The organism is Bradyrhizobium zhengyangense, assembly GCF_022012555.1.
Classification (GTDB): Bacteria; Pseudomonadota; Alphaproteobacteria; order Rhizobiales; family Xanthobacteraceae; genus Bradyrhizobium; species Bradyrhizobium zhengyangense.
This window is the reverse complement of record NZ_JAKLTZ010000005.1, coordinates 12,942-33,545: the sequence shown is the minus strand read 5'-3', so window position 1 is coordinate 33,545 and position 20,604 is coordinate 12,942. Positions and strand designations below refer to the sequence as shown.

General features: G+C 65.0%; 21 protein-coding genes. 10 read left to right on the top strand and 11 right to left on the bottom strand.

Translation table 11 applies throughout. The features are described from left to right. Nucleotides 1-5: 5 nt before the first annotated feature. The 4 genes from L6639_RS20260 (at nt 6) to L6639_RS20245 (ending at nt 1,922) form a co-directional block, all read left to right on the top strand. Nucleotides 6-503, top strand: coding sequence for a hypothetical protein (locus L6639_RS20260; protein ID WP_237863400.1), 498 nt, complete (start codon nt 6-8; stop codon nt 501-503). 17 nt (nt 504-520) lie between these two features. After that, nucleotides 521-955: an NUDIX hydrolase gene (locus L6639_RS20255; protein ID WP_237863399.1), complete on the top strand. Its 435-nt coding sequence runs from the start codon at nt 521-523 to the stop codon at nt 953-955. A gap of 46 nt (nt 956-1,001) precedes the next feature. Beyond that, entirely contained in the window at nt 1,002-1,379 is a 378-nt protein-coding gene (locus L6639_RS20250; protein ID WP_237863398.1) for a TIGR02301 family protein, read from the top strand. A gap of 276 nt (nt 1,380-1,655) precedes the next feature. After that, nucleotides 1,656-1,922 (top strand): hypothetical protein, encoded by a 267-nt coding sequence (locus tag L6639_RS20245; RefSeq protein WP_057757219.1) that lies wholly within the window; start codon nt 1,656-1,658, stop codon nt 1,920-1,922. Nucleotides 1,923-1,961: 39 nt separating this feature from the next. On the opposite strand, the gene L6639_RS20240 is transcribed toward L6639_RS20245, so the two are convergent. The 5 genes from L6639_RS20240 to L6639_RS20220 form a co-directional block, all read right to left on the bottom strand. After that, nucleotides 1,962-2,276 (bottom strand): cupredoxin domain-containing protein, encoded by a 315-nt coding sequence (locus L6639_RS20240; protein ID WP_237863397.1) that lies wholly within the window; start codon nt 2,274-2,276, stop codon nt 1,962-1,964. Nucleotides 2,277-2,286: 10 nt separating this feature from the next. Then, nucleotides 2,287-2,820, bottom strand: a complete 534-nt coding sequence (locus L6639_RS20235) for a DUF4142 domain-containing protein (RefSeq protein ID WP_237863396.1) — start codon at nt 2,818-2,820, stop codon at nt 2,287-2,289. Between the two features lie 85 nt (nt 2,821-2,905). Next, nucleotides 2,906-3,595 carry an RNA polymerase sigma factor gene (locus L6639_RS20230; protein ID WP_237863395.1) on the bottom strand — a complete coding sequence of 230 codons (690 nt, stop codon included), beginning with the start codon at nt 3,593-3,595 and terminating at the stop codon, nt 2,906-2,908. A gap of 97 nt (nt 3,596-3,692) precedes the next feature. Further along, nucleotides 3,693-4,562, bottom strand: a complete 870-nt coding sequence (locus L6639_RS20225) for a sulfurtransferase (RefSeq protein ID WP_237863394.1) — start codon at nt 4,560-4,562, stop codon at nt 3,693-3,695. A gap of 155 nt (nt 4,563-4,717) precedes the next feature. Next, on the bottom strand, nt 4,718-6,052 hold the full coding sequence (locus L6639_RS20220) for a dihydroorotase (RefSeq protein WP_237863393.1): 1,335 nt from the start codon (nt 6,050-6,052) through the stop codon (nt 4,718-4,720). Between the two features lie 101 nt (nt 6,053-6,153). Here L6639_RS20220 and ygfZ point away from each other — a divergent pair, with 101 nt between their 5' ends. The 6 genes from ygfZ to L6639_RS20190 all read left to right on the top strand — a co-directional run bounded on the left by ygfZ (nt 6,154) and on the right by L6639_RS20190 (nt 12,613). Then, a complete protein-coding gene (gene ygfZ / locus L6639_RS20215; protein WP_237863392.1) occupies nt 6,154-7,029 on the top strand; it encodes a CAF17-like 4Fe-4S cluster assembly/insertion protein YgfZ in 876 nt (291 codons plus the stop codon). After that, complete coding sequence (locus L6639_RS20210) at nt 7,026-7,652, top strand: DNA-3-methyladenine glycosylase I (RefSeq protein WP_237863391.1); 627 nt, start codon at nt 7,026-7,028, stop codon at nt 7,650-7,652. The genes ygfZ and L6639_RS20210 overlap by 4 nt, the downstream gene beginning before the upstream one ends. After that, complete coding sequence (locus tag L6639_RS20205) at nt 7,649-8,263, top strand: HD family hydrolase (protein WP_237863390.1); 615 nt, start codon at nt 7,649-7,651, stop codon at nt 8,261-8,263. Before L6639_RS20210 ends, L6639_RS20205 begins: the two co-directional genes overlap by 4 nt. A gap of 103 nt (nt 8,264-8,366) precedes the next feature. Next, nucleotides 8,367-8,873, top strand: coding sequence for a tyrosine phosphatase family protein (locus tag L6639_RS20200; RefSeq protein ID WP_237863389.1), 507 nt, complete (start codon nt 8,367-8,369; stop codon nt 8,871-8,873). Nucleotides 8,874-8,889: 16 nt separating this feature from the next. Then, nucleotides 8,890-9,852 (top strand): NUDIX hydrolase, encoded by a 963-nt coding sequence (locus tag L6639_RS20195; protein WP_237863388.1) that lies wholly within the window; start codon nt 8,890-8,892, stop codon nt 9,850-9,852. Between the two features lie 46 nt (nt 9,853-9,898). Further along, on the top strand, nt 9,899-12,613 hold the full coding sequence (locus tag L6639_RS20190; protein ID WP_237863387.1) for a DUF2339 domain-containing protein: 2,715 nt from the start codon (nt 9,899-9,901) through the stop codon (nt 12,611-12,613). A 4-nt stretch (nt 12,614-12,617) separates the two neighbouring features. Here the strand turns inward: L6639_RS20190 and L6639_RS20185 are convergent, their stop codons facing one another. The 6 genes from L6639_RS20185 to L6639_RS20160 all read right to left on the bottom strand — a co-directional run bounded on the left by L6639_RS20185 (nt 12,618) and on the right by L6639_RS20160 (nt 20,309). Beyond that, on the bottom strand, nt 12,618-14,306 hold the full coding sequence (locus tag L6639_RS20185; protein ID WP_237863386.1) for a methyl-accepting chemotaxis protein: 1,689 nt from the start codon (nt 14,304-14,306) through the stop codon (nt 12,618-12,620). 279 nt (nt 14,307-14,585) lie between these two features. Then, on the bottom strand, nt 14,586-16,691 hold the full coding sequence (locus tag L6639_RS20180; protein WP_237863385.1) for a methyl-accepting chemotaxis protein: 2,106 nt from the start codon (nt 16,689-16,691) through the stop codon (nt 14,586-14,588). 195 nt (nt 16,692-16,886) lie between these two features. Next, nucleotides 16,887-17,138 carry a DUF6894 family protein gene (locus L6639_RS20175; RefSeq protein WP_237863384.1) on the bottom strand — a complete coding sequence of 84 codons (252 nt, stop codon included), beginning with the start codon at nt 17,136-17,138 and terminating at the stop codon, nt 16,887-16,889. 165 nt (nt 17,139-17,303) lie between these two features. Then, on the bottom strand, nt 17,304-17,918 hold the full coding sequence (locus L6639_RS20170; RefSeq protein WP_237863383.1) for a hypothetical protein: 615 nt from the start codon (nt 17,916-17,918) through the stop codon (nt 17,304-17,306). 113 nt (nt 17,919-18,031) lie between these two features. Then, nucleotides 18,032-19,018, bottom strand: coding sequence for an acrylyl-CoA reductase (NADPH) (acuI, locus tag L6639_RS20165; RefSeq protein ID WP_237863382.1), 987 nt, complete (start codon nt 19,016-19,018; stop codon nt 18,032-18,034). Nucleotides 19,019-19,058: 40 nt separating this feature from the next. Continuing rightward, nucleotides 19,059-20,309: an MFS transporter gene (locus L6639_RS20160; RefSeq protein ID WP_237863381.1), complete on the bottom strand. Its 1,251-nt coding sequence runs from the start codon at nt 20,307-20,309 to the stop codon at nt 19,059-19,061. Nucleotides 20,310-20,604: the final 295 nt, after the last annotated feature.

Sequence of the window (20,604 nt, the reverse complement as noted above, 5' to 3'; positions counted from 1 at the left end):
GGCCGATGAGCTCAATGGCCTCCCAACCCGCAACGCGCGCACAGACGGGCCCCGAGGCCGCGGCCTGGGCTGAGCGGCTGCGCGTGGCCAACATCAACCCGCGAACCGGGCTTGCCACGGACTATCTCAACCATTTCAATGAAGCGGTCATGCTCCTGGAGATGGTCCCGGACATGCCCGAATGCGCCGAGGATTTCCTGACCTGGTCGCCGCTGTCCTATGCCGAACATTTTACGGCCTCGAACTTCAAGGCGCGGGATCTCGCCATCGAAGCCTATGAGAAGGCCGAACCGAGCGTGCGCGCCCAATTCGACCACATCACCGACACCATGACCTCGATTCTATCAGCGGTCGGCTCGGCCATGCGCGAGGTCGAGAAGGACACGACCCGCGTTCGGCTGGCCGAGCAGGCGACGGCTTGGGTCAAGCCGCTGATCGCGGCTTGCGGCGGCATCATCAATGGCGGCGCGGAAGCCGACGTCGATACCATCATGGCGAACTGAGCCAGGTCGTCAAAAGCATGGCATCCGTCGTCCAGCCGACCCATCCCCAGATCGCGGTCAGTGCCGCGATTTTCCGCGACGGCAAGGTGCTGCTGACGCGACGCGCCCGCTCCCCCGCCAAGGGCTTCTATTCGCTGCCCGGCGGGCGGGTCGAATTCGGCGAATCGCTGCACCAGGCCCTGAGCCGTGAGGTCGACGAGGAGACCGGGCTCGCTATCGAGATCGTCGGCCTTGCTGGCTGGCGCGAGGTGCTGCCGGCCGCACCCGGTGCCGGCCATTACCTGATCATGTCCTTTGCCGCCCGCTGGGTGGCCCGGGAACCGGCCCTGAACGACGAACTCGACGATTTCAGGTGGATCGCCCCTGACGCGCTCGGCAGCCTCAGCGACCTCAAGCTGACCGGGGGACTGGAGGAGATCATCCAGTCCGCCGCGCGCCTGATCGGCCCCTGAGCGCCCGCCTTGCGTCATCAGCCCTGAGGGGGCATACACGCCGCCGATGTTCCCGCGATTTCTGGCCATTTTTGCCCTGATCCTCGCCTGCGCTTCCGCGCCCGCCCGGGCCCAGGACGTGGCTGCGCCGTTCGACGCCGATTTGCAGCGGCTGGCCGAGATTTTGGGCGGGCTGCACTACCTGCGCGGCATCTGCGGCTCCAACGAGGGCAACAAATGGCGCAGCGAGATGCAGGCGCTGATCGATGCCGAGACCCCCGCCGGCGAGCGGCGCACCCGCATGATCGCCGCGTTCAACCGCGGCTATAACGGCTTCCAGCAGACCTACCGAAGCTGCACGCCGGCGGCGACGGTGGCGATTCGCCGCTACATCGAGGAAGGCTCGAAGATCTCGCGGGATCTGACGGCGCGTTACGCGAACTGAAACCCTCCATTCGTCATTCCGGGGCGCGCGTAGCGCGAACCCGGGAGCCACCTCACCACCAACTCGGCGGCCTGATGGATTCTCAGATGCGCAATTGCGCATCATAGCTCGCGACTTCGTCGCGCCCCGGAATAACAGCGACTGGAACCCTGTCATCGACTTTGTTCACAGCCGTTAACCGTTCTTAAAGATGTGGCCTAGCGGTCGTTAATGCGCGTGCTACACCTCCCGCACAGCGCATCGCCGTGGATCGCGCCCCAGCCCTGATCGAGTTTCATGAGCCAGCCGATTTCCTACGCCCCCGCCCGCGCGCCGCTGCCCGATCACGAGCAGAAACAGGCCGCCCTGAGCTATCTGAACGAGGCCTGGGCCGAAGCACGCCATGACGGCGTCGACGGCGATTGCCTGGCGCAGGCGAGCCTGTTTGCGGCGCTGGCCGAACTCGTGGGCACCTATGGCGAGGACGCGGTGGCGAAATTCGTCGAGGGTTTTCCCGCGCGCATCCGCAATGGCGAGTTCTCCGTCAGCCTCGCACGGCAGTAAGCCCTCCCTGACAAAGCCCCCCCGCAGGCAGGGTCTTCATCAAGGCTCGATCTTGAGCGTCGCTTTCATGTTGGGATGAAAGCGACAGTAATAGTCGACGGTTCCCGCCTTCTTCAGAACCAACGTCGCCGACTTCTTCGGCGGCAGCGTCACGTCGAAATCGCCGTTCGTCGCGGTGGCAGTGTGGGCGAAGACGTCCCTGTTGATCCAGGTGATGGTGTCGCCGACTTTCGCCGACACCTCCGCCGGCGAGATCACGAGATTTTCCATCGTGATCTCGATCGTTGCGGCGTGCGCCGGGACGACCGTCGCCGCAAAGACAAGGGCGATCGAAAACAGTCGTCCCGGCTTCATCGCACGCTCCCTATTTCAGTTCCGACGCGACGTGCTCGGCATGCTGCTGGTGGCCCTGAAAGATCTTCAGGCCGGTCTGCAGCAGGCTCTTCAGTTCGGCATTACCAGCGGACGGAATGAGCTGCGTCTCCAGCGCGCCGTTGACCGTCTTGTGATAGGCGACCTCATTGGCGACATAGGCCTTGTCGAAGGCGGCGCCGTCGAGTTTGTCGAGCTCGGCCAGCTTGTCGCTGGCCTGCTTGGCCAGTGCCTTGCTGGTGTCGTTATCCTCGGGCGTGACGTTCAGCTTCTTGACCAGCGCGAGCGCCTGTTTGTTGACCGCCTCGTGGTCGCGCAACATGTCGTCGGCGAATGCCTTGACGTCCTTGTTCTTCGCTTTCTTCTGCGCCTGCTTTGCCGCGTTGATGTCGATTACGCCCGCGGTGTAAGCGATGTGGGCGATCTGCGGATCGGTAAGCTTATCGGCCGCGCGTGCACCTTGCATCAGCACGGGGCTGGACAACAGAATGGTGGCGGCGATCGCCGCGCTCCAACGAACGAGCATGGTCTGACACTCCTGTGCTGGCGGTTTGCCGGCGTTGCTTCACAGGAATTGGATGGGTGCTTCGCGCAAACGTTCCCGAAAAAAATCAACCGCCGATTCCGAGGCGCTTAAGCACTGCTTCCGTCAGCCGCTCGCAGCGCCAGCCGGCGAACGGAAACGCGTCCATCATCACCGGGCCGATCTCCTTCTCGACATTCTCACGCAGCATGGTGCGGGCGCGGTGCAGCCGCGTCTTCACGGTTTCGGGTTTCACGCCGAGCAGATCGGCGGTCTCCTCGATGTTCATGCCCTCCATGACGCGTGCGACGAAAACCATGCGGAAGGCGTCCGGTAATTCGTCGATGGCGCGTTCCACGACGCGCTGGATTTCACGTTGAGCCATGGTCCTTTCCGGATCGCCTGCGGGAGAAACGGGAAACCTGATGATCTGCGCTTCAAGCGCCTCCTCCGGCACTGAGTCGAGCTCGACATGCGGTTTTGCACTTCGGGCCCGGCCAAGTGCCTCGTTGATGGCGATACGCGACAACCAGGTCGACAACGCGGACTCGCCCTTGAAGCCGTCGAGATGGGTGAAGGCGCGGACATAGGTTTCCTGCACCACATCCTCGGCCTCGCTATCGCTGCGCAAGATTCCGCGCGCGAGGCGGTAGAGCCGGCGGTTATTGGCCTGCATGATCTCGCGGAGCGCGGCCTCGTCCCGGCTGCGCGCCCGATCGATCAGCTCGGCTTCCGATACCCTGAGTCCGGCGGACAGGCCGGCTGCGCTCCGTTGCATGGCGGTCACCTGTCTCCGTTGGTTCCAGGTATTGGATGCAGGCCGGCAGAAAAGGTTCCCAACTTTCTTACCCTCTACCGGAAGGCAAGATTCGTCCCTAATCCGTCTCGATCGGCAGTGTCGGGTCCCTTGCCCACTCGCCCATGGAAGCATCGTAGAGCGTCAGCCTGTCGTAGCCGAGCTGCGTCAGCATGAGCAGGTCGATCGTCGCCGAGATTCCGCCGCCGCAATAGAGGATCACGCTCTTGTCGCGCGTGACGCCAGCGGAGGTGAACTTGACTTCGGCATCGGCGAGCGTCGTCAGCGTCTTGTCGGCATTGACGAGGGTTGCAGCCGACACGTTGACGCTACCGGGCACGCGGCCTGGCCGGCCATAGCGGCTCGGCTCGAGCCCCCTATGAAATTGTGGTCCGAGCGCGTTGACAGTGACTGTCGCGGGATCGCCGATCCGCGCCTTCACAAAATCCTTGTCGACGAAGAAGCCGGTACGCGGCGCGGCTTTGAAGCTCGTCGCCGGATAGCCCTTCGGCGCACCGGTCTCGACCGCCCGCCCCTCGTCCTTCCATTTGTCAAAACCGCCGTCGAGCACGCGCGCATCGACGCCGAGCGAACGCAGCATCCACCAGAACCGCGTCGACCACATCATGGTGCCGATGCTGTAGAGCACGACGGTCTTGCTAGCATCGAGCCCGTGGCGGCCGAAGGCGGCCTCTAACTGGGCCACATCAGGCATCATGAAGAATTGTTGCGCGGAAGCGTCGGAGAACTCGCCCTGCAGATCGAGGAAATCGGCGCCGGGGATGTGGCCGGCCGCGAAGGTCTTGTCGCCGGGGACGGCCCGATACGGCACGTCGCTGCCTGGTGGCACCGGCTCGTTGTAGGTCGTGCAATCGTAGAGGCGGAGATGGGGGTCGCCGAGGATCGCGGCGAGTTGCGCGGTGGTGATGAGGGCGGTGGGCTGGGACATTGACTGCACTCCCGTTCGCGCGGAAGTGTAGACCTCCCCCCTCGTCATTGCGAGCGCAGCGAAGCCATCCAGACTGCCGCCGTGGAGGGATTCTGGATTGCTTCGCTACGCTCGCAATGACGGCTGGGGAAACACTGCGCGTCCCTGCACATCGGCTACTGCTTCAACGTCTCCAGAAACCGCACCGCCTCGCCCTGCGACGGCGTCACCAGTTCGCCCTGCCACATCACGCGGCGGCCGCGGATGAAGGTACCGACGGGCCAGCCCGTGACGCGCACGCCGTCATACGGGGTCCAGCCGGCCTTCGACGCCACCCATTTGTTGGTGATGGTTTCGCTGCGCTTGAGGTCCACCACCGTGAGGTCGGCGTCGTAGCCGGCGGCGATGCGGCCCTTGCAGGCCATGTTGTAGAGACGCGCGGGCCCGGCGCTGGTGAGATCGACGAAGCGCGCGAGAGAAAGCCGGCCCGCGTTGACGTGGTCGAGCATCAGCGGCACCAGCGTCTGCACGCCGGTCATGCCGGAGGGCGAAGCGGGATAGGTCTTCTGCTTCTCTTCCAGCGTGTGCGGCGCGTGGTCGGACCCGAGCACGTCGATGATGCCCTGCTCGATGCCGCGCCAGATGCCGGCACGGTGGTCGGCGCCGCGCACCGGCGGGTTCATCTGCGCCAGCGTGCCGAGCCGCTCGTAGCATTCCGGCGCGACCAGCGTGAGATGGTGCGGCGTCGCCTCGCAGGACGCGACGTCCTTGTGGTCGCGCAGGAACTCGATCTCTTCCTTGGTCGAGATGTGCAACACGTGGATGCGTTTTCCCGTCTCATGCGCGATCTTGACCAGTCGCTGGGTCGCCATCAGAGCCGCGGTCTCGTCGCGCCAGACCGGATGCGAGCGCGGATCGCCCTCGATGCGGAGCGACTTGCGGTCGTTGAGGCGATACTCGTCCTCGGCATGGAAGGCGGCGCGGCGTTGGATCACCTGGAAGATTCGGCGCAGGCTCTCGTCGTCCTCCACCAGCAGCGCGCCGGTCGACGAGCCGATGAAGACCTTGACGCCGGCGCAACCCGGGGCACGCTCCAGCACCGGCAGGTCCTGCACGTTCTCGCGGGTGCCGCCGATGAAGAAGGCGAAATCGCAATGCATGCGGTGATGGGCGCGCTTCACCTTGTCGGTGAAGGTGGCCTCGGTCACCGTGAGCGGCGACGTGTTCGGCATCTCGAACACGGCGGTGACGCCGCCCATCACGGCGCTGCGCGAGCCGGTCTCGAGATCTTCCTTGTGCTCCAGCCCGGGCTCGCGGAAATGCACCTGCGTATCCATCACGCCGGGCAGGATGTGCAGGCCCTTGCAATCGATCACCTCGGCGGCGGAGCCTTGCGACCGCGGGCCCAGCTCGGCGATGCGGCCATTGGCGATGCCGATGTCGCGAACGGCCTCGCCGTCCTGATTGACGACGGTGCCGCCTTTGAGGATCACGTCGAAGCGCTGGGTCATGGCTGAAGGCCCCTCTCATCCCCAAGCGCAGGGCTCGAGGTCTTGTCGTTTATGCCTTGCGGGCTTACGTTCCGAAGCAACATGTCGCAAGAGATTTTCGCATGAAATCAGCGTTTCTTCCCGACCGGGGCGTGATCAAGGTCGCCGGCGAGGACGCACGCAACTTCCTCAACGGCCTCATCACGACCGATGTCGACAGGCTCAAGCCGGGGTTGGGGCGATTCGGCGCGCTGCTGACGCCGCAGGGCAAGATCATCGTGGATTTCCTGATCACGGAAGCCCCTGGCGGCCATGGCGGCGGGTTCCTGATCGACTGTCCGAAGCCGCTGGCCGATGGCCTCGCCACCAAGCTGAAATTCTACAAGCTGCGCGCCAAGGTGACGGTGGACATCCTCGATCTCGGCGTGCTCGCGGCCTGGGATGGCCAGCTTGCTGCGCAACCGGACCTAGCCTTTGCCGATCCCCGCAATGCCGAGCTTGGCTCGCGCATTCTGATCCCCGAGGATCTCAAGCAGAAGCTCTCGGACCTGATCGGCGCGGAGCTGGTCGATGCCAGCGAATACGAGGCGCACCGGATCGCGCTCGGCGTGCCGCGCGGCGGGCTCGATTTCATATACAGCGACGCTTTCCCGCACGAGACCAACATGGATCGCCTTGCCGGCGTCGATTTCGACAAGGGCTGCTATGTCGGCCAGGAAGTCGTCTCGCGCATGCAGCATCGCGGCACCGCGCGCACCCGCAGCGTGAAGGTGCTGCTCGAGGACTCCTCGCCGGAAGTTGGCGTCAGTGTCATGGTCGGCGACAGGTCCGTCGGCACCATGGGCTCATCGGCGAAGGGCAAGGGCATTGCGCTGGTGCGCATCGACCGCGTTGCGGATGCGCTCGATGCCGGCCAGCCGCTGACGGCTGGCGGACTCACGCTGAAGCTGGCAGAACCCGAAATCGTTCGCATTCCCGCAAAGCAGCCCATCGCATGAGCCGTGCTCCCCGCCTGCATCCCGACGGAAAGACCCGCTGCCCCTGGCCCGGCGAAGACCCGCTCTATGTCGCCTATCACGACACCGAATGGGGTGTGCCTGAATATGACGACCGCGCACTCTATGAAAAGCTGATCCTCGACGGCTTTCAGGCCGGCTTGTCCTGGATCACGATCCTGCGCAAGCGCGATAATTTCCGCAAAGCCTTCGACGATTTCCAGCCGGAGAAGATCGCGCGCTACAACGAGAAGAAAGTGCACGCGCTGATGAACGATGCCGGCATCGTGCGCAACAAGGCCAAAATCGACGGCGCGATCCTGAGTGCGAAGTCGTATCTCGACATCATGGAAAACGGACCCGGCTTCTCGAAGCTGCTGTGGGACTTCATGGACGGCCGGCCCAAGGTCAACAACTTCAAGACCACGGCGAGCGTGCCGGCGTCGACGCCGCTGTCGGTTCAGATCTCCAAGGAGCTGTCCTCGCGCGGCTTCAAATTCGTCGGCCCGACCATCGTCTATGCCTTCATGCAGGCGACCGGCATGGTCAACGATCATCTCGTCGACTGCCATTGCCACGCCACCTGCAGCAAGATGCAGCGCAAGCCGCGCCTCAAGGCCAAATGACCGCCAAGAAGACCGCGCGCGCAGTGGAGTTGCGCGCCTGGCAGCGGATGCTGTCGGGCCGGCGGCTCGATCTGCTCGATCCCTCCCCGCTCGATATCGAGATCGCCGACATCGCACATGGGCTGGCGCGCGTCGCCCGCTGGAACGGGCAGACCACAGGGGCGCATATCTTTTCGGTGGCACAGCACACGCTACTGGTCGAGACCGTGCTGCGGCACGAGATGCCGCGCGTCGACCAGCGCATGCGGCTCGCAGCCCTGCTGCACGATGCGCCCGAATATGTGATCGGCGACATGATCTCGCCGTTCAAGGCCGTGCTCGACGGCCATTACAAGGCAGTGGAGAAGCGCCTGCTCGGCGCCATCCACATCCGCTTCGGCCTGCCGCCAGTGCTCCCTGACGAGATCACGCAGGCGATCAAGGCCGCCGATCGCGGCGCGGCTTACCTCGAGGCGACCGAGCTTGCCGGCTTCAGCGAGAGCGAGGCCAAGCGCCTGTTCGGCAGGGATCCCGGCCTCTCCGACAATATCAGGCGCGACTATCTGACGCCCTGGACGGCGGCGCGGGCCGAAAAGCAGTTTCTGGAGCGATTTGGCGCCGTGTTTGCGTGAGCACGTATTGGGTTGGTGCCGCCTCACGCTTCGCCGGAACGACGATGTTGAGGCGCTTTGCCCACTCTACGGCACCGGCTATAATCGCCCAAAAAGGTCCGCCATGATCCACGTCTGCTCGCTCGCCGCCCTTCCCGAAACCGTTCGCCGCACCGGGGCCAGCCATGTGCTGACCGTGATGGCCAATGTCGAACAGGTGGCGCGGCCGGTGTCGGTGCTGCCGGCCAATCATCTCAAGGTGTCGATGGACGACATCACCGAGGAGATGGACGGCTTTGTCGCGCCGTCCAAGACCCACATCGAGCAGGTGCTGAATTTCGTGCGCGGCTGGGACCGCGCTGCGCCGCTCGTGGTGCATTGCTATGCCGGCATCAGCCGCTCCACGGCGAGCGCGTTCGCCGCCGTCTGCGCGCTCAATCCTGATCGCGACGAGATCGAGATCGCGAAGAAGATCCGCGCGGCCTCCCCGATCGCCTCGCCGAACCGGCGCATCGTCGATCTCGCCGACCGTGCGTTGGGGCGCAACGGCCGCATGCTGCGCGCGCTCGACGAGATGGGGCCGGGCGAGATGCTGGTCGAAGGCCGCCCCTTCGTGATCGAGCTCGAATGACATCAGCGATCTTGGGATGAGCGACAAGCTGCTGACGCCGATCGAGATCGGCCTGACTGCCGCGATCGTCGCGATCGAGGATCACGAGCCGCTGGTGCTGACTGCGCGCGGCGCTGACGGGCTCGCCGGCCTGCCGTTCGGTCCATTCGATGCGCCGAGCCATCGCACCTTCGAGATCGGCCTGCGCGCCTGGGTCGAGGAACAGGCGGGATTGCGGCTCGGCTATGTCGAGCAGCTCTATACGTTTGGCGATCGCGGCCGTCATGCCGAGGCCGGCGACACCGGCGCGCATATGGTGTCGATCGGCTATCTCGCGCTGACACGCGGCGCCGAGGGTGCCGCGAATGCCGCGAGCTTCGAGCCCTGGTATCGCTTCTTCCCCTGGGAGGACTGGCGCGAGGCGCCACCGGCGATCATCGCCCGTGACATCATTCCGGCGCTGACGGCATGGGCCGAGGAAGAGACGCCCGAGACGACGCGCGCGCTGCCGCGCAAGGATCGCGTGCGGTTCTATTTCGGCCTCGAGGGTGCTTCCTGGGACGAGGAGCGCGTGCTCGACCGCTACGAGCTACTCTATGAGGCCGGCCTCGTCGAGGAAGCCCGGCGCGACGGCCGGCCTGCGGCACTGGCGCGCAAGTCCCTGCCCGTGCTCGGCACGTCCATGCGCTTCGACCACCGCCGGATCCTCGCCACCGCGATTGCCAGGCTGCGCGCAAAGCTGAAGTATCGTCCTGTGGTGTTTGAACTTTTGCCCGCCGAGTTCACACTCACTGAGTTGCAGTATACGGTGGAGGCGATCTCCGGCCGGCATCTGCACAAACAGAATTTCCGTCGTCTAGTCGAAACCGAGGCGCTGGTCGAACCGACCGGCGTGATGTCGACACAGACGGGCGGGAGACCGGCGGCCCTCTATCGCTTCCGCCGCGACGTGCTCCAGGAACGGCCGGCGCCCGGCTTGCGGGTACGCTCCCGGCGCTAGATCAAGATTGCGGTCGGCCCCCGCCCGCCGATTGCCAGGAGGCCCCATGTTCGACGCCCCGTTCGACGTCTTTGCAGTGATGATTGCGATCGCCGCGTTCCTGATCGCGCTGAAAGCGTCGAACCAGGCGACCGAACTGCGCCGTCGGCTGGGCTCGCTGGAGGCCGCGCTGCGGGCGCAGCGACAGGTTCAGCCACCGCCACCGCTGCCCGTGCAGGAGCAGCCAAGCACGCCCACGACAAGTGCGGCAGAGCCGCCGCCGCTTGCGCCGGAAGCCGAGACCGCGCCGCCGCTCGTCACCGAAGAGGCTTCGCCGCCTCCGCCCGAAGCAAGTCCTGAGGCCAGCCCCGCAGCCGACGCACCGCCGCCACCTTTGCCCGCCCCCGCCCCCGGTTTCGAGGAACGGCTCGGCACCCGCTGGGTGGTATGGATCGGCGGCCTGGCGCTTGCGCTCGGTGGCTTCTTCATGGTGCGCTATTCGATCGAGGCTGGCCTTGTCGGCCCCGGCGTACGCGTGTTCCTCGGCGGCCTGTTCGCGGCCGCGCTTTTGGGTGCCGGCGAATGGACGCGGCGCAAAGAAAGCATCTCGAGCATTGCAGCGCTGCCGATTGCCAACATCCCCGCGATCCTCACCGCGGCCGGAACGGCGGTGGCTTTCGCAACCGTGTATGCGGCCTACGCGCTCTATGGCTTCCTCGTGCCCGCCACCGCCTTCGTGCTGCTCGGCATCGTGGCGATGGCCACGCTCGCAGCAGCATTGCTGCACGGACCGGCGCTCGCGGGCCTCGGCGTCGTAGGAGCCTTCGCGACGCCGGTGCTCGTCTCCAGCGGCAAGCCGGACTATTGGGCATTGTACATCTATCTCGCCGTCGTCACCGCCGCGAGCTTTGGCCTCGCCCGCATCCGGCTGTGGCGCTGGCTCGCGGTCACGACGATCGTCTTCGCCGTGCTCTGGACTTTCCCGGGCCTCGACACCGGTGACCTGCACGTCGCGCCGCACGCATTCCACGTGATCGCCGGCTTCGTGCTCGCTGCACTGCTGGTCGTCTGCGGCTTCATGTTCGGCCCGACCATCGAAGGCGGACAGATCGAACCGGTCTCGTCGAGCACGCTGGGCGCCTATCTGTTCGGCGCGATGCTGATCGTGCTGTCGAGCGCGCATGCCGACCTGTCGCTGATCGCCTTCACGCTGCTTGTTGCGGCGACGCTGTTCGTCGCCTGGCGCGCGGAGGCCGCCGTCGGCGCGCTGGGCGCGGCCGCTGCAACCGTGTTCATCGTGTTCGCCGAATGGGCGGTGCGCGCCAATCCTGACATGCTGGTGCTGCCGGGCGGCCCAATGCCCGGCATCACGCCGACCGCGATCGATAGCGCGGTGACGCAGCATCTGGTGATGGCCGCGATCTTTGCCGCCGGCTTCGGCATCGCCGGCTTCTTCGCGCAAGGACGCTCCCATTCGGCCATCATTCCCGTGGTGTGGTCGGCAGCTGGTGTCGCGACGCCAATCGCGATCCTCATCGCGCTCTACGCCCGCATTGCCCATCTCGACCGCTCGATCCCGTTCGCGATCCTCGCGGTGCTGCTCGCCGCAGCCTTTGGCTTTGCGACGGAAACGCTGACCCGTCGGGAGAGCCGGCCGGGCCTTGCGATCTCGACGGCGCTGTTTGCGACCGGCACGCTCGGCGCGCTGGCGCTGGCGCTGACCTTCGCGCTGGAGAAGGGCTGGCTGACCATCGCGCTGGCGCTGATGTCGCTCGGCACCGCCTGGATCGCGCTGCAGCGGCCGATCCCATTCCTGCGCTGGCTTGCCGCCATCTTCGCCGGCATCGTCACCGCGCGCATCCTCTATGATCCGCGCATCGTCGGAGATGCCGTCGGTACCACGCCGATCTTCAACTGGCTGCTGTGGGGCTATGGCCTGCCGGCCGCCTCGTTCTGGGCGGCGAGCCACTTCCTGCGCCGCAGGGGCGACGATGCGCCGCTGCGCATGGTGGAAGCGGCCGCGATCCTGTTCACCGCGCTGCTCGCCTTCATGGAGGTCCGCCACTTCGCGACCGGCGGCGACATGATCGCATCGCCCTCGCTGCTCGAAGCCGCGCTGCAGGTCTGCGTGGCGCTGGCGATGGCGATCGGACTGGAGCGGCTGCGGCTGCGCAGCCACAGCATCGTGCACAATGTCGGCGCGATCGTGCTCACGGCGATCGCAGGCTTCGTCAGCGTGTTCGGCCTGCTGTTCCTGGAGAACCCGCTGCTGTGGCACATTGATGTCGGCGGCGCCTTGTTCAACCTGCTGCTGCTCGGCTACGCATTGCCGGCGGTGCTGATGCTGCTGCTCGCTTATGCGGTGGCTGACGCGCGGGGCAAGATCTATGCGAATACGATTGCGGGTGCGGCGCTGGTGTTTGCGCTTGTCTACCTGACGCTGGAGATCCGCCGCTTCTATCACGGCCCGTTCCTCACCACCGGCGAGACCACGGGGGCCGAGCAATACACCTATTCGATCGGCTGGCTCGCCTTCGGCGTCATGCTGCTCGGCATCGGCATTCTCGCCAACTCCGAGCGGGCACGGCTGGCGTCCGCCGCCGTCATCGCGCTGACGATCCTGAAGGCCTTCGTCATCGACATGTCGACGCTGACAGGCGTCTATCGGGCCCTGTCGTTCATGGGCCTCGGCATCGTGCTGGTCGCGATCGGCTGGCTCTACCAGCGCATCCTGTTCCGGCGGCACGCAACGCCACCGCCGGCTCCGCAGACGGGCAGCTAAAGGATCAGGCCGCGCGGACCGACTCCAGGAACTGCGCGACCTCGACCTTGAGGCGTGTGCTGTCGGACGCGAGCGACTTCGCCGCCGACAGGACTTCGACTGACGCCTCGCCGGTCTCGATCGCACCGCGCTGCACGTCGGTAATGTTCGACGACACCTCCTGGGTGCCAACCGAGGCCTGCTGGACGTTGCGCGAAATCTCCTGCGTCGCCGCGCCCTGCTCCTCGACCGCGGCGGCGATCGCCGCCGACACTTCCGACAGCCGCTCGATGGTGCCGCCGATCTCCTGGATGGCGTTGACGGATTCCTGCGTTGCGGCCTGAATGCCCGAGACCTGCGCCCCGATCTCGCCGGTTGCCTTCGCGGTCTGTTCGGCCAGCGCCTTCACCTCGGAGGCGACGACGGCAAAGCCGCGGCCGGCCTCGCCCGCGCGCGCCGCCTCGATGGTGGCGTTCAAGGCCAGCAGATTGGTCTGGCCCGCGATTGTGTTGATCAGCTCGACGACGTCGCCGATGCGGGCGGCCGCCTGCGACAGCTCGTTGACGCGCTCGTTGGTCCGCGACGCCTGCTCGACGGCTTCCGCCGCCATCCGTGCCGAGTCCTGCACACGGCGGCTGATCTCGGTGATGGAAGACGAGAGCTCCTCGGAAGCGGAAGCCACCGCCTGCACGTTGGTGGATGCTTCCTCGGAAGCCGCGGCGACGACAGTCGCCAGTTCCTGTCCGCGCTGGGCAGTATTGGTCAGCGTCGACGCGGAAGCCTCGAGCTCGGTCGAGGCCGACGACACGGTGCCAACGACTTCGCCGATCATGGCCTCGAACTTGCGGGTGATGGCGTCGACGCGGCGACCACGCTCGATCTTGGCCTCGGCGTCGAGCCTCGCCGCCTCGTCGGCGGCCCGCTTGGCGATCAGCGCTTCCTTGAAGATCTGCAGCGCATCCGCCATCGATCCGATCTCGGTCTTCTCGCCACGGTGCGGCACCTCTGCCGACAGATCGCCTTCCCCGAGCGACTGCATCGGCTTGATGATCGAGGCAATGCCGCGCGACACGTCGCGCACGAGATAGTAAGCCGCGCCGATCGCGATCGCGACCGAAGCAATGATGATGCCCACCAGCACGCGGAAGATCATGGCGTAGCTGTCGGCCGCCTGCTTCGTCTCCAGCTCGGCGCCGTGATTGTTCAGCTCAATGCCCTTCTGAAGCAGCGGATCGGCCGCCTGGGCCATCTTCGCGACCTTGGTCTGCAACATCTCGTTGGCGTCAGTCGGGAACTTTCCGGGGCTCTTGCGCGACAGCGCCATCACATCCTGCACGCCCGTCAGGTAATCGGCCCACGCCTTGGTCCATTGCTGGTAGAGCGAGCGCTCTTCGGCCGAGGTAATCAGCGGCTCGTAGACCTTGCGGGTGGTCTCGATGCGCGCCTGCAGCGAGGCCAGCCGCTTCTCGGCGGCCTCCTTGCCCTCGATTGTGTCCTGCATCAGGTGCAGGCGAAGCGCGACGCGCAGCTCGTTAATGTCAGCCCGCATCGAGCCCAGCGCACGCACGCTCGGCAGCCAGCTCTCCGCGATCTCGACTGTGTGGGAATTGATGTTCTGCATCGTGCCGATTGCCACGACGCCGACGCCGGCGAGCGAGAGCACGAGGACCGACAACACGGTCAGAAGCTTGAAGACGATCGACAATTTCGACATCACGACAAATCCCGATGAGACCTAAACGCACACGTCACCCGCGCCATGACCGTCAGACGGACGGCAGGGCGGGTCATTCCAACAATGCTGGCTGGTTCTTATCCGGCAAGATTGCGCACATAGTTGCAACCAGCCGTTAACAGAGACCTACGTGGAACTACGGATAGTGACATTGTGGCCGTTATTTCTTCCACAACCATTTGTTGCGGCGTCGCGAACGTTCCATCGCGCCACACCGGTGCGCCGCGGCCGGCGCGCCGTGAACGGGGCAGGCCTGGATCAGGCGGCGCGAACGGTACCCAAGAACTTGCCGACCTCGAGCTTGAGACGGTTGCTGTCGCCGGACAGCGACTGCGCCGCCGAGAGCACCTGCGCGGAGGCGGAGCCGGTCTCGCTCGCGCCGCGCTGTACGTCGGTGATGTTGGCCGAAACCTGATGGGTGCCTTCAGCCGCCTGCTGTACGTTGCGGGAAATCTCCTGCGTCGCGGCGCCCTGCTCCTCGACGGCGGCTGCGATTGTCGAGGAAATTTCGGACAGTTTCTCGATGGTGTCGCTGATGTCCTTGATGGCACCGACCGAGAATTCCGTCGCGGTCTGAATGCTGGCGATCTGTTGGCCGATCTCGCCGGTCGCCTTCGCGGTCTGCTCGGCGAGGGCCTTGACCTCGGAGGCCACCACAGCAAAGCCGCGGCCGGCCTCACCGGCGCGCGCGGCCTCGATGGTGGCATTGAGTGCCAGCAGGTTGGTCTGGCCGGCAATGGTGTTGATCAGCTCGACCACGTCGCCGATCCGCGTCGCGGCCGCGGAGAGCTCGCTGACGCGATCGGTCGTGGTGCGGGCCTGGTCGACCGCATCGCCGGCGACGCGGGCGGATTCCTGCACCTGCCGGCTGATCTCTGTGATCGACGACGACAGCTCCTCGGTCGCCGACGCCACCGACTGCACGTTGGTGGATGCTTCCTCGGAGGCGGCAGCGACCATGGTGGTGAGCTTTTGTGCGCGCTCCGCCGTCGAGGTCAGCGTGGAGGCCGACGCTTCGAGCTCGGTCGAGGCGGAAGACACCGTCTCGATGATTTCGCCGACCGCCGCTTCGAACCCGTCGGCAAGCTTGTGCATCTCGGCCTTGCGCTGCTCGGCGGCAACCCGAGCCGCGTCGGCCTGCTCTGCCCTCATCCGGTCGACCGCAAGGCCGTTCTGCTTGAACACCTCCACTGCTCGCGCCATCTCTCCTATTTCAACAGGCTGGCCCGCGCACGGCACTTCGACCTCGAAATCTCGATCAGCCAATCCTCTCATCGCGGCCGTGATCGCGGAAAGCGGCTTGAGAATGCGCGAGAAGGTAATCCAGAAGCTCAGCCCTGCCAGAACCAGCGAGATGCCGAGAAACGCAAGCGTGATGATGAAATTCCGGAGACTGGACGTCGCCTCCAGATTTGCTTCTTGCTCGGCAGCTGATCCGATGGACCCTGCAAGCTTCAGTACGGCATTGATACCTGCTGTCGCGCGAGCGAAGTAGTCGGCCCCGCTGATCGTATAAGCCCCGGAGTCCCCGGCCGAAAGCACACGCGCACGAGTCTCTCCGTAGCTGCCGAAATAGGTCCTCTCCACTTCGGCCATGGACTCGCCGATCCCCGTCGGCAAATCCGGGCGGAGCCGCAGCGGCACCACCGCCTCCCATGCGAGCTCGACCTTGGACCGCAGCCCGGCGAGACGCTGGAGTTCGCCAGCGCCAAGCTTGGCGCGAGCGCCGACAGCACCGGCGAGCAGCGCACGCTCTCTCCCCGCGTTCTCGGCCATTTGGGCCGTCAGGTGCCGCACGCCAATGAGCTGGGCGAGTTTTGCGGCGGGAGGACTGGTCAAAGTCTCGAGCGTTAACCGCAACCGGTTGCTCGCGATCTCGATCACGTCGGTGATCGCGGCGGCGAAGCCGTCGACCACCTCAGGAGCCCGTTCGGAGCGTGGCCGTGAGAGATTGGTGGCGGCGTTCGCTCGGAGGCCGCGCAGCGACTCGAATCTGGCCTGGGCTTCCGCAATTTGCGACTGCGCCAGCGCCATTTCAGGAATGGACCGGATCTCGACGATAGCTGCTTGGAACGCCGCGTCCGCCGATCCTTGGGCCTTGTCGATCTCGGCAGCGCGTTCGTAAGCAAGTGGATCGGCGGATTTCAGCGCGCCGTTGGTCAGTCCGCGTTCGATCGCCCATTGTCCTGCGCTCTGGAGCAGCAGTTGGGCGGCGCGATTGACCTTCAGGAACGCATCGGCATCCTGCCGCTTGCCGATGGCGTGGAAGGCAATCAAACTAGCCGATCCCACACCCAGTAGCACCAGCGCCGCGATGATCGCCGGCAGCGCAATTCCTATGCGCAATCTGATGTGGCTCAACATTCCCGCTTCCTCAGAAACGCGAGCAGCCATGTCATTGCCGGCCGCTTGGACGTTGATCGCCCTTACCCGGAAGGCTATCGGCCAGAGCTCCATCTGCGGTTAACGGCGAGATCCGCAGAAGTACTGATTTTTTGCGCTACATAATTGAAATCGAAGGAATTTGATCTCGTCATAGTTGTAAATTGCAGCCTCAAGTCAACGCGGGGTCATTTTGCATCCGACGGCTTCGCCGGCCAAGCTGATGCGAAACACCGGCTGCTTGTTCTCGTCGAGCAGCTCCATGCTCCATTTCGCATTCGGCTTCAGATTGCGGGCGATGCTGCCGAGCAGATTGGCGCAGACCTCGGTCATCTCGGTCCAGGCCGCAGCACGATCCTCGAACTCGTACGGCTGATCAGCGGCGCCGGAATATCGGCCGGTGCTGATGCGAAAGAAATACAGCGACATTATCGAACTCTTGCGTAGGGCCGCCTCCCGGCCGTTGCGCAGGCTGGGGCGACAGTCGCTACCAAGGCATAAAAACCGCGGGCCGTATGACTACGGCGCCACGGCTTCGCGTGCGATGCATTCGTCAAAAGCGGGTAAATTGAGCGCGCAGGCTTGCGCCTGACATCACTCGGTCGAGCGGCGCAGTTCCAGCGGACCTTCGTTCTTCGATTCCGACTTTGGCTCGGACCTCGCGTCCGACCTCACCGGCTCGATCCGGCTGCTCTCGACCCTCGGCGTCTCGACCCGCGCGGCAACCTCGGTGCTCGACGTATTGACCGAACCGGTCTGCTCCGGTGCATGCAGCGAGCGCGGCCGTGCGACGGCACGCGCCATCAGCATCTGGTTGCCGCCCTGGTGGTGGAAGTCGCAATAGGCAAAGCCCATGCCTGAGACCGAGCCGCGGAAGCTGCGGTCGTCGGTCTTCTCAAGGTTGAAACAAGGCTCGAACGGAATGCCCTTAATCGAGGCGCAAACGTTCTGGCCGCGGATCTGGAGAGTGTTGCCCGGCAGGCGGAGATGGCGCACCGGGCCCGAGCCCGAGAACTGCACCGCGCCGGCAGCACCGAGATCGTCAAGGATCCGGCCTGCGCCGCGGGTACCGTCGAAACAGGTGAAGGCGAAGACCTTGCCGGCGACGAAGCGGCGTGCCTCGTCGGCGTTCATACTCCCAGCCAAGGCGATGGCCGGTGCAAACGTCACGACTGCCGTGACAGCCCCCAACACAATACGCGCAAGCATGCTCTACTCCGAACCGACCCCGCAGCGGGCGATGCCTTTATCTCTTTACCCGCTGCTTACCATACTAACCATGGCGACATTGAAGCAGCTTGGTTGGTAAAGTCTGAACGTCGTTAGAGAATTTTTACCACGATGCGGCCGCGGACCTGGCCGGCCAGGATTTTCGCACCCCATTCCGGAGCCTGATCGAGCGAAATTTCCGTAGTGATTTCAGATAGTTTCGCCCTGTCCAGATCGGAGGCGAGGCGCTGCCAGGCGGCTTTTCGCGGTTCGATCGGACACATCACGGAATCGATGCCGAGAAGGCACACCCCGCGCAAAATGAAGGGTGCGACAGAAGACGGCAGGTCCATGCCAGCCGCGAGACCGCAGGCGGCGATGGCGCCACCGTACCTGGTCATCGACAGCAGATTCGCCAGCGTGGTCGAGCCGACGCTATCGACGCCGCCCGCCCAGCGCTCCTTGGCCAGCGGCTTTGCCGGTGCGGACAATTCACTGCGGTCGATCACCTCGGCGGCACCCAGGTTCTTCAGGTAATCGGCCTCGGAGGCGCGGCCGGTCGAGGCGATGACGTGGTAGCCGAGCCGGGACAGCACGGCGATGGCGACCGAGCCGACACCGCCTGCCGCGCCGGTCACGACCACAGGGCCACTCTTCGGCGACAGGCCGTGCTTCTCCAGCGCCAGCACCGAGAGCATCGCGGTGAAGCCGGCGGTGCCGATCGCCATGGCATCGCGCGCCGACAGGCCCTGCGGCAGGGCGACCAGCCAGTCGCCCTTGACCCGCGCCTTCTCGGCATAGGCGCCGAGATGGGTCTCGCCCATGCCCCAGCCGGTGCAGACGACCTTGTCGCCGGCCTTCCACTGCGGATGGGAGGAGGCTTCGACCGTGCCTGCGAAATCGATGCCGGCGATCATTGGGAAGCGGCGCACCACCGGCGCTTTGCCTGTCAGCGCGAGGCCATCCTTGTAGTTCAGCGTCGACCATTCAACGCGGACGGTGACGTCGCCGTCCATCAGCTCGGCTTCGTCGAACTGCGTGAGCGCGACGGTAGTGCCTTTGTCCGCCTTGTCGATCCGGATCGCCTTGAACGTGGCCACAGCAAACTCCCTGACTTGTTTGACCGGGATGTTTAGCCGATCAGGCAGGCTGCGCAACCACTCGCTGAACCGGCTTCTCCACGATCGGGAGATTGATCAGCGCCGAGAGCACACCGAATAGGATCGAGAGCCACCAGATCGGCGTATAGGAACCGAACTTCTCGAAGACGATGCCACCTAACCAGACGCCGAGGAAACCGCCGACCTGATGGCTGACGAAGGCGAAGCCATAGAGCGTCGCCAGCCAGCGCGTGCCGAACATCAGCGCCACCAGCGCCGAGGTCGGCGGCACCGTCGACAGCCAGGTGAGGCCGGAGATTGCACCGAACGCGATCGCGGAGAACGGCGTGATCGGAAACGAGATGAAGGCGAGCGTCGCGAGCGCACGGGTGAAATAGATCGCCGAGAGGATGTAGCGCTTCGGCAAGCTATTCTGGAGATAGCCGACGCTGAGCGAGCCCATGATGTTGAACAGGCCGATAGCCGCGATCACCCAGCCGCCGGTTTGCGTCGAGATGCCGCGATCGACCAGGAACGCCGGCAGATGCACGGTGATGAAAGCGAGCTGGAAGCCGCAGGTGAAGAAGCCGAGCACCAACAGCACGTAGGAGCGATGACCAAAAGCCTCGGCAAGCGCCCTGGTGATGGTCTGCTCATCCGCGGGCGCCGCGTTGGCCGTGGTTGCGACCGGCGGCGTCGAGATCGCCAGCGCAAGGGGGATGATCAGGAGCATCAGGAAGCCGAACACGGTGAGCGCCTGCTGCCAGCCGAAATTGTCGATCAGGGCGACGCCGATCGGCGCGAACAGGAACTGGCCGAGCGAGCCCGCCGCAGTGCCGGCGCCGAGCGCAAGCCCGCGCTTCTCGGCTGGCAATAGTTTCGTGAACGCCGACAGCACCAGATTGAACGAGCAACCGGCGAGGCCGAAACCGACCATCACGCCCGCACCGATGTTGAGCGACAGCGGCGTCGACGAATAGCGCATCAAGAGAAGCCCGCCGGCATAGAGCAGCGCGCCGACGCACATCACACGGAACAGGCCGAAGCGATCGGCGACCGCGCCGGCGAACGGCTGGCCCAACCCCCACAACAGATTCTGGAAAGCGATGGCGAGGCCGAACACGTCGCGCCCCCAGGCGAACTCATGGCTCATCGGCTGCACGAAGAAGCCCAGCGCCGAGCGCGGACCGAAGCCGAGCATGCCGATCGCGCAGCCGCAGAGGATGATGACCGCCGGGGTGCGCCAATTGGAGGAACGAGAGGGAGCGAGCTCGCCCGCTGGGATCGACATGGTGTTCCTCATTCGGCGTTGGCGGTTCGCAAATCGGCGGCCGCGAGTCAGCCGTTTAATGCAGATGCATGAAAATCGAAAGTCAAAAATGATTGCGTTCCATGAAGGGCTTTTGCGGGAGCATTGCGTTTGATCGCTGCCTGGGTCGGCGCACGGAGCACGAGTTGACGGAAATGTGTGCGACTCGGCCTAGCGGATCGCCGAAGGGCGTGCTATTTCAGATTTACTCAGATTGAGTATATGTAAGCTCTGGCGAAATCCCACCGGCCGCTTCGGCCGGATTTCTCAGGGTCCG

Coding starts and splice junctions, on each gene's coding strand:
- L6639_RS20260 (WP_237863400.1), top strand. CDS start 6: ATGAGCTCAATGGCCTCCCAACCCGCAACGCGCGCACAGACGGGCCCC.
- L6639_RS20255 (WP_237863399.1), top strand. CDS start 521: ATGGCATCCGTCGTCCAGCCGACCCATCCCCAGATCGCGGTCAGTGCC.
- L6639_RS20250 (WP_237863398.1), top strand. CDS start 1,002: ATGTTCCCGCGATTTCTGGCCATTTTTGCCCTGATCCTCGCCTGCGCT.
- L6639_RS20245 (WP_057757219.1), top strand. CDS start 1,656: ATGAGCCAGCCGATTTCCTACGCCCCCGCCCGCGCGCCGCTGCCCGAT.
- L6639_RS20240 (WP_237863397.1), bottom strand. CDS start 2,276: ATGAAGCCGGGACGACTGTTTTCGATCGCCCTTGTCTTTGCGGCGACG.
- L6639_RS20235 (WP_237863396.1), bottom strand. CDS start 2,820: ATGCTCGTTCGTTGGAGCGCGGCGATCGCCGCCACCATTCTGTTGTCC.
- L6639_RS20230 (WP_237863395.1), bottom strand. CDS start 3,595: ATGCAACGGAGCGCAGCCGGCCTGTCCGCCGGACTCAGGGTATCGGAA.
- L6639_RS20225 (WP_237863394.1), bottom strand. CDS start 4,562: ATGTCCCAGCCCACCGCCCTCATCACCACCGCGCAACTCGCCGCGATC.
- L6639_RS20220 (WP_237863393.1), bottom strand. CDS start 6,052: ATGACCCAGCGCTTCGACGTGATCCTCAAAGGCGGCACCGTCGTCAAT.
- ygfZ (WP_237863392.1), top strand. CDS start 6,154: ATGAAATCAGCGTTTCTTCCCGACCGGGGCGTGATCAAGGTCGCCGGC.
- L6639_RS20210 (WP_237863391.1), top strand. CDS start 7,026: ATGAGCCGTGCTCCCCGCCTGCATCCCGACGGAAAGACCCGCTGCCCC.
- L6639_RS20205 (WP_237863390.1), top strand. CDS start 7,649: ATGACCGCCAAGAAGACCGCGCGCGCAGTGGAGTTGCGCGCCTGGCAG.
- L6639_RS20200 (WP_237863389.1), top strand. CDS start 8,367: ATGATCCACGTCTGCTCGCTCGCCGCCCTTCCCGAAACCGTTCGCCGC.
- L6639_RS20195 (WP_237863388.1), top strand. CDS start 8,890: ATGAGCGACAAGCTGCTGACGCCGATCGAGATCGGCCTGACTGCCGCG.
- L6639_RS20190 (WP_237863387.1), top strand. CDS start 9,899: ATGTTCGACGCCCCGTTCGACGTCTTTGCAGTGATGATTGCGATCGCC.
- L6639_RS20185 (WP_237863386.1), bottom strand. CDS start 14,306: ATGTCGAAATTGTCGATCGTCTTCAAGCTTCTGACCGTGTTGTCGGTC.
- L6639_RS20180 (WP_237863385.1), bottom strand. CDS start 16,691: ATGTTGAGCCACATCAGATTGCGCATAGGAATTGCGCTGCCGGCGATC.
- L6639_RS20175 (WP_237863384.1), bottom strand. CDS start 17,138: ATGTCGCTGTATTTCTTTCGCATCAGCACCGGCCGATATTCCGGCGCC.
- L6639_RS20170 (WP_237863383.1), bottom strand. CDS start 17,918: ATGCTTGCGCGTATTGTGTTGGGGGCTGTCACGGCAGTCGTGACGTTT.
- L6639_RS20160 (WP_237863381.1), bottom strand. CDS start 20,309: ATGTCGATCCCAGCGGGCGAGCTCGCTCCCTCTCGTTCCTCCAATTGG.